The sequence below is a fragment of the Candidatus Thiodiazotropha sp. AKAK3 genome (genome assembly GCF_058244645.1).
In genome coordinates this window covers 78,704-95,044 of sequence record NZ_JBSYOQ010000023.1, presented here as the reverse complement: position 1 = coordinate 95,044, position 16,341 = coordinate 78,704, and the positions used below count along the sequence as shown (strand labels likewise).

Annotated in this window: 11 protein-coding genes; 7 read left to right on the top strand and 4 right to left on the bottom strand. The window is 44.1% G+C overall.

What is annotated here, in order from left to right; all coding sequences use genetic code 11:
• A partial coding sequence (locus AC4IE7_RS03835; protein ID WP_490775480.1) for a VCBS domain-containing protein occupies nucleotides 1-1,821 on the bottom strand: 1,821 nt, incomplete at its 3' end.
• A gap of 218 nt (nucleotides 1,822-2,039) precedes the next feature.
• Between AC4IE7_RS03835 and AC4IE7_RS03830 the strand changes: the two genes are divergently transcribed.
• The 4 genes from AC4IE7_RS03830 (at nucleotide 2,040) to AC4IE7_RS03815 (ending at nucleotide 7,987) form a co-directional block, all read left to right on the top strand.
• Nucleotides 2,040-3,713 carry a peptidase domain-containing ABC transporter gene (locus tag AC4IE7_RS03830; protein WP_490775479.1) on the top strand — a complete coding sequence of 558 codons (1,674 nt, stop codon included), beginning with the start codon at nucleotides 2,040-2,042 and terminating at the stop codon, nucleotides 3,711-3,713.
• Nucleotides 3,710-5,875 carry a peptidase domain-containing ABC transporter gene (locus AC4IE7_RS03825; RefSeq protein ID WP_490775478.1) on the top strand — a complete coding sequence of 722 codons (2,166 nt, stop codon included), beginning with the start codon at nucleotides 3,710-3,712 and terminating at the stop codon, nucleotides 5,873-5,875. Before AC4IE7_RS03830 ends, AC4IE7_RS03825 begins: the two co-directional genes overlap by 4 nt.
• Nucleotides 5,872-7,227, top strand: a complete 1,356-nt coding sequence (locus AC4IE7_RS03820; RefSeq protein WP_490775477.1) for an HlyD family type I secretion periplasmic adaptor subunit — start codon at nucleotides 5,872-5,874, stop codon at nucleotides 7,225-7,227. The genes AC4IE7_RS03825 and AC4IE7_RS03820 overlap by 4 nt, the downstream gene beginning before the upstream one ends.
• A 256-nt stretch (nucleotides 7,228-7,483) precedes the next feature.
• Nucleotides 7,484-7,987: a hypothetical protein gene (locus AC4IE7_RS03815; RefSeq protein WP_490775476.1), complete on the top strand. Its 504-nt coding sequence runs from the start codon at nucleotides 7,484-7,486 to the stop codon at nucleotides 7,985-7,987.
• Between the two features lie 168 nt (nucleotides 7,988-8,155).
• Here AC4IE7_RS03815 and AC4IE7_RS03810 read toward each other — a convergent pair whose 3' ends face one another.
• Nucleotides 8,156-8,641 carry a four-helix bundle copper-binding protein gene (locus AC4IE7_RS03810; RefSeq protein WP_490775475.1) on the bottom strand — a complete coding sequence of 162 codons (486 nt, stop codon included), beginning with the start codon at nucleotides 8,639-8,641 and terminating at the stop codon, nucleotides 8,156-8,158.
• 457 nt (nucleotides 8,642-9,098) lie between these two features.
• Here AC4IE7_RS03810 and AC4IE7_RS03805 point away from each other — a divergent pair, with 457 nt between their 5' ends.
• From AC4IE7_RS03805 to AC4IE7_RS03795, 3 genes are all read left to right on the top strand, one after another.
• Nucleotides 9,099-10,655, top strand: coding sequence for a SulP family inorganic anion transporter (locus AC4IE7_RS03805; protein WP_490775474.1), 1,557 nt, complete (start codon nucleotides 9,099-9,101; stop codon nucleotides 10,653-10,655).
• A 906-nt stretch (nucleotides 10,656-11,561) separates the two neighbouring features.
• Nucleotides 11,562-12,440, top strand: a complete 879-nt coding sequence (locus tag AC4IE7_RS03800) for a phosphate/phosphite/phosphonate ABC transporter substrate-binding protein (RefSeq protein ID WP_490775473.1) — start codon at nucleotides 11,562-11,564, stop codon at nucleotides 12,438-12,440.
• A 24-nt stretch (nucleotides 12,441-12,464) separates the two neighbouring features.
• The gene (locus tag AC4IE7_RS03795; RefSeq protein ID WP_490775472.1) at nucleotides 12,465-14,933 is read left to right on the top strand and encodes an EAL domain-containing protein; all 2,469 of its coding nucleotides are present in this window, start codon (nucleotides 12,465-12,467) and stop codon (nucleotides 14,931-14,933) included.
• Between the two features lie 36 nt (nucleotides 14,934-14,969).
• On the opposite strand, the gene AC4IE7_RS03790 is transcribed toward AC4IE7_RS03795, so the two are convergent.
• Entirely contained in the window at nucleotides 14,970-15,734 is a 765-nt protein-coding gene (locus tag AC4IE7_RS03790; protein WP_490775471.1) for a phosphate/phosphite/phosphonate ABC transporter substrate-binding protein, read from the bottom strand.
• A 6-nt stretch (nucleotides 15,735-15,740) separates the two neighbouring features.
• A complete protein-coding gene (locus AC4IE7_RS03785) occupies nucleotides 15,741-16,202 on the bottom strand; it encodes a PAS domain-containing protein (protein WP_490775485.1) in 462 nt (153 codons plus the stop codon).
• Between the last annotated feature and the right edge of the window lie 139 nt (nucleotides 16,203-16,341).

Genomic DNA, 16,341 nt, shown 5'->3' with positions numbered 1-16,341 from the left:
CAGATCAACATCACTGGCTTCCAGCTGTCCAGTTACAAGTTCACCTTCATCTACTGAAGACTCATGAGCTTCAGCGACTGGCGCATCATTGGTTCCAGTAACTGTAATTGTCAGAGTGGTCTCTGCGATAGCACCTTGATCATCAGTAACGGTTACAGGTACTTCTATAGTTTCAGTTTCTCCAGCACCCAATTCTTCATAGCTTGATGGATCGAAACTGAATACACCATCCTCACTAAGTATTAAGCCTTCAACTTCGGCCTGGGTTGAAAAGGTCAGCACTTGGCCATCTGCCAGGTCAATATCACTGGCCTCCATCTGCCCAGTAACCAGTTCTCCTTGACCTGTTAATACCTCCGTAGCAACAGCTACCGGTGCATTGTTAGTTCCTGTCACAGTAATGGTGAGTAGCGTCTCCGCTGTTCCACCGTGTTCATCTGTTACAGAAATCGGTATTTCGATTGCCTGTATCTCACCTGCACTTAACCCGCTATAACTGGAAGCATCAAAGCTATAGTGGCCATCTTCGTTGATGACAAATCCAGGGGGTGAATCAGAACTATCGGATAGAGCGAATGTTAATATTGAATTATCGTCAATATCAGTTGCAGTAACCTGTCCCTCTATGATTGGGTCACCCTCAGAAACAGAATCAAAGGCAACCATTTCTGCTAGCGGTAGATCATTTGTTCCAGTTACCGATATCTGAATTTCAGTAGTGCTCGTAGCGCCCGTCTCATCTGTAACTGTCACTGGAATATTGAATGTCTGGGTGTCACCTAAACCAAGATGCTGATACGCCTCATGGGTTGAGTCAAAACTGTAACTACCATCTTCGTTGAGAATAAATCCTGCTGGAGCGACTTCATTGTCGGCTAAGGTATAGGTTACTCCCTCGGGAGGTGTCTGTGTTTCAGGAACTAGTGGGGTGTTTGGCTCTTCTCTCGGCCCGGTTTCATCCACAGGAGTTGATATTCTTATTACAGGCTCTTCAGTTGTATTATCAATATCAATTTCAACCGACTCTTGATGAGTGTTCCCAGAAGAGTCTGTCACTTGAATTACAAGTGTATGAGATGCATGCAGAGCTACGTCGAAATCTATCCCGTCTTTGATCAGAAGTTGGTTATCAATAATTTCAAACAGATCATTGCTTTCACCTATCAGCTGATAGGAGTATGTTTCACCTGTCGTCTCATCTCTGGTCACCAAGCGGGCTATCACCAAATCTCCATGACTCACTACAGTCGGAGCTTCGGTCGACATCTCATCATCAGTGGTTCCGGCTTCTTGTGACTGGCTGGTCGGGATCTGATAGGAGATATCAGCCGTTTCAATATTCAGTGGTATAGGGGAAATGTCACCCTGAATGTATGTTTCGCTGTTTTGTTGTTCTTGATTTTCGGGAACTGTTGTTGCTGTATAGGCTCTTTGTTCAGGTAAAAGTCCGTTGGGAGGTGGTGTAGAATCAGTGCTTTCTATAGCTACATCTGTAGTATGGGATTCGCTTGAATTCTGACGGCCTTGATCATGGGAGGGAGCGTCCGAGTGGTCTATTGTAAGAGCGACATCGAGCGACTCATCAAAATCACTTTGACTAAAATTCCCACTATTTTCAATTACTTCATTATCATCCTCGATTACCTTGCTGGGCATTGCCACATCACTTTGAGCAACCTCATGATAATCGTTACCTAAAATATTGTCTGCATCCAGGTCTTTACGGTTTACCTCAGGTGAAATATCCCGTTCAAATAGATCCTTTGTTGCTTGCTTTCGCTCTTCCAGTGAACCACTGTTTTCACTGATTTTTTCAGCCATGTCGCCTCACTTGAAAGGAATTTATTTCCCGAAGCCGATTATTTCTTGTTTCAATTATCACTCTGATGGTTATCGGCAGATGGCACTAAAATCTTCTGTTTTATCGGGCGCTCTATTAAATAAATTCCTGAAGCTGTCGATATCTGTAGTGACTTTATTGATTAAACATTGACCAAAACCCGGTCGTTAGGCTAAGCACTCTTAAAAACAGATAAATAATGTACAGTTCATCCGGTTTCTCAATACCGCGTGGTTGGCGAAGACCCGATGTACTCCTGGCTTCGCTGGGTATCAATACCCTCGCACTCGCCATGCCAATGGTGGTGCTGCAGGTCTATGACCGCATCATTCCACATCAGGCTTTTGGAACTTTCATGGCATTGATGATCGGTATGCTGGGTGTGGTTATGCTGGAGGCGCTGCTGAGAATCTTTCGCTCCGCAATTCTTGCCTGGAATGGCGCTAGGTTCGAACATCGGCAGAGTATGGATGCCATGCATCGGGTGTTACATACCGATACCCTCGCCTTTAACCGGGAGACCAGCGGAGAGTATCTCAATCGCCTGCAATCAATTGAGGAGATCAATCAATTCTATTCCGGTCAATCCATGCTGCTACTGATGGACTTTCCCTTCCTGATCCTCTTTTTAACACTGATTTGGTTTATCAGTGGTGAACTGGTACAGATCCCTATCGTTCTGCTCGCTATTTTCGCTGCAGTGTCGTTAGTACTGGGACGACAGCTCCATCTTGCCTTAAAAGCCAGAAATACCACTGATTCACGTCGGCAGAACTTTTTGATAGAGGTTTTGAGTGGTATCCATACAGTGAAATCCATGGCCATGGAGGCGCTAATGTTGCGTCGATATGAGCGCCTGCAAACCCAATCTGCCGAAAGTGTTCGCAAACTGGCCCATATCAACAGTGTGGTGAATGGATTTGGCAGCACATTTTCACAAGTCGCAATGGTCAGTTTTGTCAGCCTTGGAAGCTTCTCAGTCATATCAGGGGATTTGACTGTAGGCGCGCTTGCTGCCGGCACTATGCTGACCGGACGTGTACTGCAACCAGGGCTGAAAGCAATGGGCTTGTGGACACAATTTCAGAGTGTCCGTCTCTCCCTGGAACGCCGCCGTGAAATTGATTGCATGCCGGCAGAAACATCTGGTGAGTATAACGGCCCGGATCCCCTGGAAGGGGATATCAGACTAAACAAAATAGAGTTCCGTTATCCCAGCCAGGAGTCATGGCTCCTGAATGAACTTTCCCTGCACATTCCAGCCGGAGGTTCGGTTGGCATCACTGGTAACAACGGTGTCGGTAAAAGCACATTAATCTCGATAATGACTGGGTTCATGCATCCACAGCAGGGTGAGGTATTGCTGGATGGACGCAGTATCAAGTCATACAGGCAGGAGTTTCTTCGTCAGCAAATTGGTTTCATGCCCCAGTACGGCATGCTCTACGAGGGCACTATTCTGGAGAACATGACCCTTTTCCGGGAAGGAGAGGCGGTCGATCAGGCGATGGAGCTTTCCAGAGAGTTGGGTTTGGGTGAGATCATTGCTCGCATGCCAGAGGGTCTGGATACACCGATAGGAGGATCTGCTGTCAATACACTTTCAGAAGGTGTACGACAAAAAATCGTCATGGTTCGCTCATTGATCGGACACCCCAACGTTATTCTTTTCGATGATGCCAATGCGAACTTCGATATTAAAAATGATGCCAAATTGATGCAGCTGATTAAAAAGATGAAGGGAAAGCGCACCCTGGTCATCGTATCTCATCGTCCCTCTTTTCTGCGTATCTGCGACAAACAGTATGAACTGCGAGATGGAAGGCTGCATGAGCAGAAGCAGAGCATACCAAGAACGGTAGTTAAAAAATGAGTGGCGATAGAGATAACCATAAGCCTATTCTCAGTGAAGTACTGGCAGATGCACTCAGGCATAATCGTGTAGAGGATATCCATCTGGATTCTCCATTTGCTGCTTGTCTGATGCCACTGCTTAAGGCCTTGGGCTGGCACCATTATGCCCGTGAATTAATCGAGGCTTTGCCACATTTCACCGACTCTATCGATCTGGTTGACCTGCGAAACATCCTGGTTAATCTGGGCTATGAAAGTACATTTGAAAAAATAGACCTGCGGAATATTCGCAAAGAACTTTATCCATGCCTTTTCTTAGGACGCAAAGGAGAAATCCTTGTACTCGAAGAGCATAAAGGCGATAACATCGACTTCTACGATGCTAACGCCGGTGAACATAAAACATTACCTCTGAAATCCCTCAAGGGCACAGCCTACTACTTCACCGACACGCATAGTACTCATGGCTTTACCGAGAGCAAATCAAGAGAAGCCTGGTTTACCCGATTGATGAGGCGCTTCCAAGGCTTGGTCTGGCACCTGCTTTCAATGAGTTTTTTGATCAACCTTGTAGCGATGGCTGTGCCCCTGTTCATCATGTTGGTGTACGATAAAGTCATTGGCTCTAAATCGGTCGACGCCCTACCCTGGATGGTAGCCGGAATTGGAGCAGCGCTACTGGCTGATATGGCGTTGCGATACCTGCGCGCCCGTATCATTGGAAATATCGCCGGACGACTCGACTATCTGATTGGCGTTGAGACATTCAAGCAGATCCTGCATCTACCACCCCTGTTTACAGAGCGATCAACCATGACCGCTCAGCTCTCCAGACTAAAGCAATTTGACTCAGTACGTGACTTCTTTACCGGACCCAATGCCACACTGCTGCTTGAGCTGCCATTCGTCCTGATGTTCGTTATTGTCATTGGATTTATCGCTGGACCGGTTGCCTTGGTTCCTGTGGTGATGCTGCTAATCTATGCTGCTTTTGGTGCACTCTGGATACCAGCAAGTGCTCACCGGGTCACCCATGCTTCCAGTTCACGCACAGACAAACAGCGAATGCAGATGCAAACGCTGAATGGACGCTACGAAATCAAAGGTGTAGGCGGTGAGACCACATGGTGGGAACGCTATCGCGAGTTCTCAGGTGAAGCGGTAACTGCAAATTATCGAACAACTGTATCGAACGCGATTATCAATGCCTTTGCACAAAGTGCAATGAGTCTGTCAGGCGTAGCGGTGATTGCCATCGGAACCTACCTGGTAATTGAAGGCTCAATGAGTATCGGTGCCTTAATTGCCACCATGGCACTGATCTGGCGTGTATTGGCGCCACTACAAAGCGTTTTTCTCAGCTTCAGTCGTTTTGAGCAGGTCTCAAAGACCATTCAGCAGATTAATCAGTTGATGAAACTGAATGTAGAACGTCACAGTAGCCGCTCATCATTGATGCTTACAGAACTCAAGGGGCGCATTAATCTTGATCGCGTCAGTTTTCGCTATGGCCCGAATAGTGATCCTGCACTGCTGGGCATCACACTCCACGTAGAACCAGGAGAGATGCTTGCAATCATGGGACAAACCGGTTCCGGTAAGTCAACATTGATTAAACTTATCGCAGGCATGTATAAGCCCCAGGCCGGTTCTCTCTCTATAGACGAATTTGATATCAGACAACTCAACGCCATGGACCTTCGTCGCGCCATCGCCTACGTACCGCAGAACCCAAATTTCTTCCACGGCACTGTTGCTCAGAACCTCCGGCTTAATAATGTATTGTCCACCGATAAAGAGCTACACCAGGCATGCAAACAGGCTGGCATTCTCGATGAAATTGAGCAACTCCCAAAAGGATTCGATACTCGGATAGGTGACAACACAACAGATCATTTACCCCCTGGACTGACCCGTGGTCTCTCCATGGCACGAGCTTTTCTACGTTCAGCACCTATTATTTTGCTTGATGAACCAGGTGCTTCACTGGATATTGAGAGTGATGAACGATTTATGCAGCAGCTGGCAAAAGTTAAAGGCAAGAAAACAATCATAATGGTTACTCACAGACCTAGTCATGTGAGACTGGCTGATAAAGTCATTGTAATGGATCAGGGCTCACAGATATTTTCGGGTACCCCGGATAAGGCGATCCAATTGGTTTTGGAGAGTGTGGCATGAAAGAAGACAGCATTGTTTTTGCTCAAGAGAGTACAGCAAGCTTGCCCAGGGCAAGGGCGCACTACCTGGCACAAGCAATTCAGTTGGAAGAGGTAAACCCCTCACGTACTCTGAGCGCAGCCATAGTGGTCAGTATTTTTCTATTCGTATCACTTGTGGTCTGGGGAGCTCAAACCAGGGTCAGTGAAATCGCCATAGCGGATGGTGAAGTGATTCCTTCTGATTTGATAATAAATATTCAACATCTTGAAGGCGGTATAGTCAGACAGCTACATGTACGCAATGGTGACCAGGTTAGACAAGGAGAGATCCTGGTCAACTTTTCCCCCTCATCTTCCAACTCTGATCTTCAGCAAATGCTAACACGCAAAATAAGCTTGCAATTACAGGGAGAAAGGTTGCAGGCATTGGTAGAAAAACGTGATCCAGACTTCAGTAGTATGCAGGGAAACTATTCTGATCTTGCCGCCAAACAGAAGACAATTTATCTGGCGCAGGTCAATGGATTAGAAAGCGAACTCGCAGTCATTGAAAGTCAGATCAGTCAGCGGAAAAATGAACTGACGCGCCAACGAAACCAGGTAAAATCCTTACGCAATGAGCTGACAATCTACAAAGAGCAGGTTTCTATCAGGCAATCCCTTGCGAAAAAAGGCACCGTATCACGCACAGAATTACTCAGCGCCCGCTCACGCCTGGCTGAAGCAGAGAGCGCCCTGAGAAAAACTGTCGATGGTATTGCCGTTGCAAAGACAGAACTGGAAGAGAGTAAGCAACGTAAATTGGAGCTGTTCAGCCGACACAATAAAGAGATTGAACTGGAAGCCGGTACTGTAGCATCAGAACTTGCAGAGGTGGAAGGCACTCTGATCCAGCTTCGCGATCGCTTCGATCGTCTTCAGGTAAAAGCACCGATAGATGGTATTGTAAAAGGATTGACCATAAACAGTAACAATGCAGTGGTTGCACCAGGTGAAGTCATTATGCAACTGGTACCTGTTGCGGATGAGCTGATAGTCGAGGCAAAAATTTTGCCGCAAGACATAGGACATGTACATATAGATCAATCTGCAGATATCAAATTTGCCAGTTATGACTCCTCCCGATTTGGAAGCCTGCAAGGTACAGTACGACAAATTTCCGCCTCTACCTATCTCGACCAGGACCAGAATCCTTACTATAGAGCTGAAGTCATTCTGGATAAGAACTATTTAGGTGAGAATCCCGATCAACTCAAGGTACTTCCAGGGATGACAGTAACTGCTGAGATACTTACAGGAGAAAAGACCATCCTTGACTATCTCATGCGGCCTGTCAGTCGAGGCATGGACAGTGCATTCAGAGAACGATGACATAGTAATCTTAAGGGCACCTCTATTAAATGCTTGTGCCCCCTGGCTTTACGAGCCGTTAACTTCGATTTGAGACGAACCATTCCGTTGTCAGCTTAACTGTCAGTGGGTCCCACCCTGGCAGCAAAACAAGGCCTGGCTGATCGATCCCACAGCAATTGATATCGTGTATGATGTTGGGGTACATTAGGTCTCCGATCAAACATACCTCATTTAACAGAATCGTAGTGAGGTTTTAGCTCATGGAGACAATCTAATGAAATGGACTTCCAGTATAATAGCGCTCGCTATATTCAGTCTTCCCCTACAGGGATACTGCCAAGCACCACCAGCCAATCAGCTCACCAATGATGAATTAAAAGCCAAATTAATCGCCATTCTGAATAGCGGCCTCTCCATGATGGATAAGTCCAAATCCTGCTTTAAAAACGCCAAGGATGAATCAGGCTTTAACCAATGCACAACAGCAATGCCAGATAAACTGAAGAGAGATGTACTGAACCATATCAACCCTTCTCAAAATATCCTCAACCTAAAATCAGAATCTGCAAAGAGTCTGCTCTATTCAAGTGAAACCAATCAAAAAATAGTTAATTATCTTGATGTCAGTATTCAAGGTTCTCACGATATGTTGCAGTGTATATCTGCAAGTGAAAGCACTGACCAGTTTCGTAGCTGTGTAAACGGGACACCTGCTCAGACCACTAATCAGCAGCCAGCCAAAACAGGAGACAACATCCAACTCAGCGAGGATTGGTAGTTTACTATAGTGACTGACTGCTGCTCAGCTAACTCTTCTTACTCGAGAAGCTGGCGCAACACCCCTCTCACTTGATGAGAGAGAGGGTGCACCAGGGGCTCGGAGAGATTGAGATGTAAAGGGCGTTAACCTCTATATCCTTGGGATGCTGGGTATTGATGCAGACGCTTACGCAAAGGCTTTATCAATCGCTTTCACAACCTTCTCACACGCCTCTGCACACGCTTTACACTCCATATGCTTATCTTTGTGCTTATTGCATTCATCTTCGCACTCAGCGCATACGGCCTTGCATATCTTTGCATAGGCTTGACTGTGTCCTGAGTTCGAGGTCGTCAGGTAGGAAAAACCTTCACAGATTGCCAGCATCTCATTAGCCTTGGCAGCGCAATCTGCCAAGGTCAAGTCACCTTCTTTAAATGCAACAAAACAGTGGGAAATACAACGCTGCCCACTGTCCAGGCATCCATTAATCGCATTGACAAGATCATCGTGTTTGGGTGCATGATCCTCATGACGGTGTCCGGCATGATCCCCATGCATATGCTCCATCGATTGTGCAGCGCTACTACTCAACACCGCTGCCGCACCTGCACCAATTAATAAATCTCGCCGGGAGATGCCCTCGTTCTGGTTTTCTTGTTGATTGCTCATCAAAGACTCCTTTGGTTTTTATAATGATTACTTCTCATCTGCACTACATACATATATGCAATCAGCAATATGAAGCAAGTTATATACTCACACACAAAATATGTGTTTTATCCTCTCCAGCCCCTATCAAATCCCGGTTCACTCGGTTTTATGAGAGACAAGCTCAATCTTCCCCGAGATAAATATATAAGTCCCCGAAATCAGGCCGAGACACATTTCGTTACTAAAATAACTTGATTCAAGATAGAGAAAGGCAATGCTTAATATTGTCTCAGTGCAGGGTTGAACCCTACCTCACCAAGGCACCAAAGACTAAGAGTATCCTTGTCCACCAGGAGGGTTAATAACAGCTCAGTTTTTTGCAGTAAGCAGGAGCAGACTCAGTAGATAGCTATTAACTACATTAGCTAACCCTGATATACTTCACGACTTTTTACACTCTCCCTGAGGAAAACCCATGTTTCAACTGACCTGCCCGGGTAAACAGTGCGTCAAGAACGACGTACTTTCAGGCTTGACTGTCGCGCTTGCCCTGGTTCCCGAGGCAGTTGCGTTTGCCTTCGTGGCAGGTGTGACGCCCCTAACCGGCCTCTATGCCGCTTTTATGATGGGCATCATTACCGCCATAGTTGGTGGTCGTCCCGGCATGATCTCAGGTGCTACCGGGGCAATGGCAGTAGTGATGGTTGCCTTAGTTGCAGAACACGGGGTTGAATATCTATTTGCAGCGGTATTGCTGGCTGGAATCATTCAGATTCTGGCTGGAATTTTACGCCTTGGGAAATTCATTCGCATTGTGCCTCATCCTGTGATGCTTGGCTTCGTCAACGGTCTTGCGATAGTCATCTTCCTGGCACAGTTAAAGCAATTCCAGATCGCTGACCCTGAAGGCAATTTGGTTTGGATGACAGGCCTACCCCTGTGGACGATGCTGGGCTTAATTGCCTTGACCATGGCAATCATTCACTACCTGCCAAAATTGACTTCAGCGATTCCAGCCTCTTTGGTAGCCATTGTCACAATTACTCTACTGGTAACAGTGTTCAACCTCGATGCGCGCACAGTCCAGGATGTACTACGGGATCTCTCCGGAGACATTAATGCCACTATTGCGGGTGGACTACCCTCCTTTCATATCCCTATGGTACCGATAAATCTCGACACACTGCATATCATACTGCCATATTCCGTTATTCTGGCAGGCGTTGGACTGATTGAATCCCTGCTCACCATGAGCCTGATCGACGAATTGACCGAAACCCGTGGACAGGGGAATAGAGAGTGCATTGGTCAGGGCGTGGGTAATACAGTCAACGGACTGTTTGGTGGTATGGGAGGATGCGCAATGATTGGTCAAAGTATGATCAACATCAACTCTGGGGGGCGTGGTCGACTCTCTGGAATCACTGCCGCTCTGTTTCTGCTGTTGTTTATCTTAGTCGGATCCAGCCTAATTGAGGTGATACCGATTGCTGCGCTGGTTGGCGTCATGTTCATCGTGGTTATGGGTACATTCGAGTGGGCCAGCTTTCGCCTACTTGGCAGAATCCCGCTCGCAGATACATTTGTGGGCATTCTGGTCGCTGTGGTTACCGTATTGACTGATCTTGCCATCGCAGTCGTGGTAGGTGTCATTGTTTCAGCATTGGTCTTTGCCTGGCAGCATGCCAAGCAGATGGTTGCCGAGATCAAAGTCGACGAATACGGCATCAAATACTACCACTTACATGGCCCTCTGTTTTTCGGCTCAGTTCAGACATTCGCTGACATTTTCGATCCAAAGAATGACCCGCATGAGGTTATTGTTGATTTTGCCGATGCACGTGTTATTGACCACTCCGGACTTGAGGCCATAGATAGCTTGGCTGAACGATATATGCGCGAACAGAAGACCTTGCATATTCGCCATCTCAGTCAGGAGTGCCAGAATTTGCTCGTCAAAGCTGGAGACCTGGTTGAAGTCAACATGATGGAAGACCCTGTATACAGAGTGGCTGATGACCGCCTAGGTTGAAGTCACCTACACCAATCGCATAAGTCGTAGGGTGTGGCCCTGCCGCACCTTTTCGGGTTATGTATCAGAAACCATTCAAATCTAATGGCATTCAAGATAACCAGCAACTATCTGTGAGTAGTGAATTGCCTACCACTATTGGTGGGGCATGGCCCCACCCTACCTGTGACTATGTCACTTCTATTTATCACTTCTTTGGGCAGAAAAATATAATCTGTTGTTATACACCCTTGTTCTTCAACATCATCATCACTTGAAGGCAGCTCCAACAGTGCTACCAATTGAACTGCAATATCCTTTGTACTTGTGGTTGGTAGTGAGCAGCCCGTAGCCTGGATGAAGTGCAACGGAATCCAGGCTACCTTGCTGTTCGATCTTGGCGATTATATTGTGGGTGTGACATCCCTCCCCAAAAGCCATGATCAATCGTAGGGTGCGGCCCTGCCGCACCAGTAAGGGCTTACTGAGATATACTATGAATGAGGAGCTTGGTGGAAAATTTAAATCATGAGCCTCATTCGATTACTATTTATTAAGCTGAACTTTTTGATGAGTATATCTACGTTTGCAATCACGACTTATCGCTTTAAATCTTCTATTTGCTCATCTGAGAAGATCAATTATCGGTAATCGGTCTATTACTTATTTATAATTTTCTAACAGATTCACCCTGTATATATTACGATTTACTTGTATTTTCAACACGTTACTATATCTTAATATAGAAGAGCACAAAAAGTTACTTTCATTGATTTTAGCATCGGGTCTTTTAGATCACCTCTATATTACTATTTAGATGAAAATCCTTAATTATCCTCAAGTTAGAATTACTATTGCCGATAGTACTAAAATAGAGCGCCATTCTCATGGATCAGAGTATCCGTATTCAAACAACAGATATTTGCCATGACACATCTCACTGACTATTCAGGTCATTTTCGCTGCATTCTGAAAGCCTTTCTCGTTACTATTCTGATCGCTATCGACTTTTTCAATACTGCTTTTGCTGAACCTCTGACAGTAGGTATATTTCCCAGACGAGATGCGGCAGTTACCGCTAAATTGTTCCGCCCTTTCGCCAAATACCTTGAAAAAGAGCTTCAACGTCCTGTAAAGCTTGAGCTCTCTCCAAATTTTAATGTCTTCCTAAAACGTTTAGAGGAGAGACGATATGATCTTGTACATTTCAATCAATTTGAGTACATCAATGCCCACAAGAGACTCAACTATGACGTTATCGCTCAAAATGAGGAATTTGGAGAAAAGACTATCCGTGGTGCAATATATGTCAGGCGTGACTCCGGTATTGAGCACCTAGAGCAATTAAAAGGTAAAAATATCTTATTTGGTGGCGGTAAAAGAGCAATGATGAGCTATATCGTACCCACCTACTTACTACGTGGAGCAGGACTGAAAAAAAGTGACTATAAGGAATCCTTCGCCTCTAATCCCCCGAATGCAGTTTTGGCAACCTTTCAAAGACAAGCTGATGCCGGTGGTGCTGGAGAAATTGTTAGCCGCTTACCATTGGTTACAAATAAAATAGATATAAAGGATCTGAACCTCATTGCAGTAAGTGAAGCTCTCCCTCATTTACCCTGGGCGGTGAAACTTGAAATGGATAGTAATTTAAGAACTCGTATAACGGACCTCATGTTAAAGATGAACACAAGCAAGGAGGGCAAAGAAGTCCTTAAAAGAGCACGGTTATCTGCTTTCAACCCCGCAGCAGATTGGCACTATGACGCTCATCGAATTATTATTGATTCAGTGTATGCCAATTGATAGTAAAAGCAAGAAGTAGATCCAGTGGCTTTAAAATTTAACAGCAGCTTAAGATTAAAGTTTATATTATGGATAAGTGTAATTCTTGTTATCACTTTTAGCGGAGCGACACTCTACATATATAACACTCAACAGGTACACTTAAAAAAAAGCCTTACCGGAAAAGCAAACGCCTTAGGCCAATTCATTGCTTTGATTAGTCCTGATGCACTTTATAGTTATGACGTAACAAGACTTGATAGCTTTGTAAAACAAATTACAAATGATATTGATGTCAGATATGCATTAATACTTTCTGAGGATAATCTACCAATAACCACCTTAATACCTGATGATGTGGATCTTGCTGAACTACAGCAATGGGTATCCAATAATTCGAATTATTATCTATATTCCAACACGCCTAATTCAGACCTGATCACTATGAAGTTTGAGATCAAGGATGAAGATATTAAACTGGGGTGGCTTTTAATTGGCCTTGACACATCAAGAATCGAGTTAATAACTCGCATTGCCAGTATAAAATTAATCGAAATATTCAGTTTAATTGTAGTATTTTTAGGCTCGATACTATTTGTAATATTTAAATTCCAGGTGCTTAACCCTGTAAATGCTTTAACCGCTGGCGCAACAAGGGTTGCTAGCGGTAATTTAGATAGTGATGTACCTATTCTCGCATACGATGAGTTAGGTAGATTAGCCCATAGCTTCAACACCATGAGAGAGGAGATCAAGGAGGACAGGGAAGAGCTAATCGGGATAAATATAAAGCTGGAGCAAGAGATAAAATCAAGAAAAAGAGCATCTGAGGAGTTAAAGAAATTATCTTTAGCGGTTGAACAGAGTCCCGCGTCTGTTTTAATTACAGACCTAAATGGAATTATTGAGTATGCGAACCCTAAATTCTCTGAAATCAGCGGTTACTCTTCAGTCGAAGTCATTGGCGAACATACACGAATGTTAGGTGCAGATACCAATGACAAAGAGCTTTTTAATCAGATGTGGGAGACGATTGAAAACGGTCAAGTTTGGAAAGGCGAATTTTGCACAAAAAGAAAAAATGGCACAATTTATTGGGAGTCTGCAGTTATAGCTCCTATCAGGGATGATAATAACATTACAACCCACTACCTGGCCGTCAAAGAGGATATTACAGAACAGAAGGCCATTGAGGAGAGATTAGTAGAACAGGCCACGCATGATCAACTTACCGGACTGCCTAATAGATTCCTCGCCTTTGACCGCCTGGAACAGCTTCTACAACGTGCAAAAAGAAGTGATTCATATGTAGCAATCATCTACATAGATCTGGATAATTTTAAAAATATCAATGACACGATGGGACATAGTGTTGGTGATGAACTACTAATTAAGGTTGCAAAAAGGATACAGGAGCAACTTAGAACCGAGGACACCCTGGCTCGCCTTGGCGGAGACGAATTTTTAGCGATTATTCCTGATGTTACTAATCTCTCTACAGACTTGGAACGAGTTGTCAGTAGACTTCTGATTGCAACTGAAACTCCTTTATTCCTCAACAACAGAGAAGTAACAATATCTTCAAGCTTGGGCATTGCGATATATCCAGATGATGGCACTTCTGTAAGTTCACTGATGAGCAATGCAGACATCGCAATGTATGATGCCAAACATGCTGGTCGCAATACCTTCAGATTCTTCACAAAAGAGCTTAATAAAAAAGTTACCGAAAAAATTACTCTTGAGAACAACTTAAGTCTGGCGCTTGAATCAAATGAATTCTATCCAGTATATCAACCGATAGTATCCACAGAAAACGGAGATATTGTTGGTGCAGAAGTATTATTACGCTGGAATAACAAAGAACTTGGCAATGTTCCCCCCAACCAGTTTATTCCCATTGCAGAACAATCAGGATTAATTCGACCTATTACTGATTGGTTATTCCAGAAAATACTTGAAGATGCCAACTCATGGCCCGACAAACCATTAAACTTTTGGTTATCCGTTAACGTACCACCAAACTATTTTTGTGATGCCTCATTTACAAAAGCAATATCCCGGATCAATCAACAGGCAACCGATATAGGAGTCGGTCTTTGTATTGAGATTACTGAGAACCTTATATTAAAAGGCGATAATGAAGTTTTAAATAACTTCAATCATCTAAAAACATTAGGTATTAAATCTGCAATAGATGATTTCGGTACTGGCTACTCCTCCCTGGCATATATAAAGAAATTCCCCCTCAATCACTTGAAAATTGATCGATCTTTTATCAAAGATTTACCAGAGGATAAGGACAATAGAGCCTTAACAGAGACAATTGTGCTGATGGGTAAGAAATTTGGTATGTCGATAATCGCTGAGGGTGTTGAAACAAGTGATCAAGCTAAATATGTAAACAATTTAGGCGTCAATTATGCTCAAGGTTACTTTTACGCAAAACCGATGCAGGAGGATAACTTTTCTGAATACCTGACTATCTCGAATGAAAAGTCTGTTTTATCTTAATAGTGTCTTTTAACTACATCAAAAAACTATTTTATACTATTCTGGCTGGTAGCTTAGGGTATCCATTAAATCAATCATAAACTCCATTTCTTCACCATCCATAGCTTCCCAGGCTGCAAAATTCATAGCCTTGAGAACACCAGCACCTCTTGGTTTCTCTGTCATTCCGGTCAGAACTTCTTGTAATCTATCTTTAATGGTAGTCATACGAGGTCCCACCATCAATACATGATGTATCACCTGTATTTCACTACTAACCAAAGGACGAAGCTCTCTCTTTGTCAGATTAGAAAGCGAATTATATGCATCATGTAGAAAAAAGCCTACATCTGCCTTATTCTGAATCAATGCCTTTGCCACTAAAGGATAACTGGAAATAGTAATTTTTTTAGTATTTCTGACGTTTAGTTCAGCCGGTTCCAGCATAATTTCACAGATAAGATTTACATCAGGATCCTCAGTTGCAGCAATAGATATCCCTTTGGGTAGATCTTCTATCTGTTGCGCCTGATGATCCTTATTGACGACTATGATCGCCTCATCTGAGAATTTACTTGGCCTGACGACTGGCAAAAAACCTTTTTCTCTGACCAACATGGAAGCGTCGTATGGGTTTGCATATATCAGATCTATCTCGTCTTCAACTATTGCCCTACGTTGCGACGAAAAGTTATCATATAGCTCCAAGTGAATCCCAACACCCAAGGTCTTCTGTAACCAGGTGTTAAATATAAACCAACCAGATATATGATCAGGTGTAAAATCCGGACTCACAGTCATTTGGTAAGATATATCAGACATATGTTATTAAAGATTTGGATATAGTTTAATACACTCTAGTACTTTCTTACGTGCAGGCTTCCTGCGTACTGATGTGTAACCGGCTATTTCGCCTTTTCGAATATTGGGGATAACCGTGGCAAATACCCAATAGTAACCACCATCCTTGCGAAGATTTTTCACATAGCCATGCCATTTAGTCCCTTTTTGTATAGTTACCCAGAGATCTTTGAAAGCTGCCGCAGGCATGTCCGGATGCCGTAATATGTAGTGAGGTTCTCCAACCAATTCCTCTTCACTGTAGCCAGACATCTCAACAAATGTGTTATTTACATGTGTAATCACACCTTTCGGATCTGTACGGGAGACAATCAGGTGACCATCTCTGAGTAAAGTCTCTTTTTCAGTTACCAGTACTTTGCGCCTACTCCCATCAGCAAACACAAGGATCTTTTCACTGAAATCCCCTGTGGTATCAGCCGGTTCCATGTCACGCACTATTCAGGCTCCTTCATAGATCAGAGTTCAACATGGCTCTTTTCTGCAGACATTTGCTATAACTTATCAACCTGACATACAAGTTAAGCACTGATTTAATGTTAGGCTTAAGAACCAATACAGCCATCTA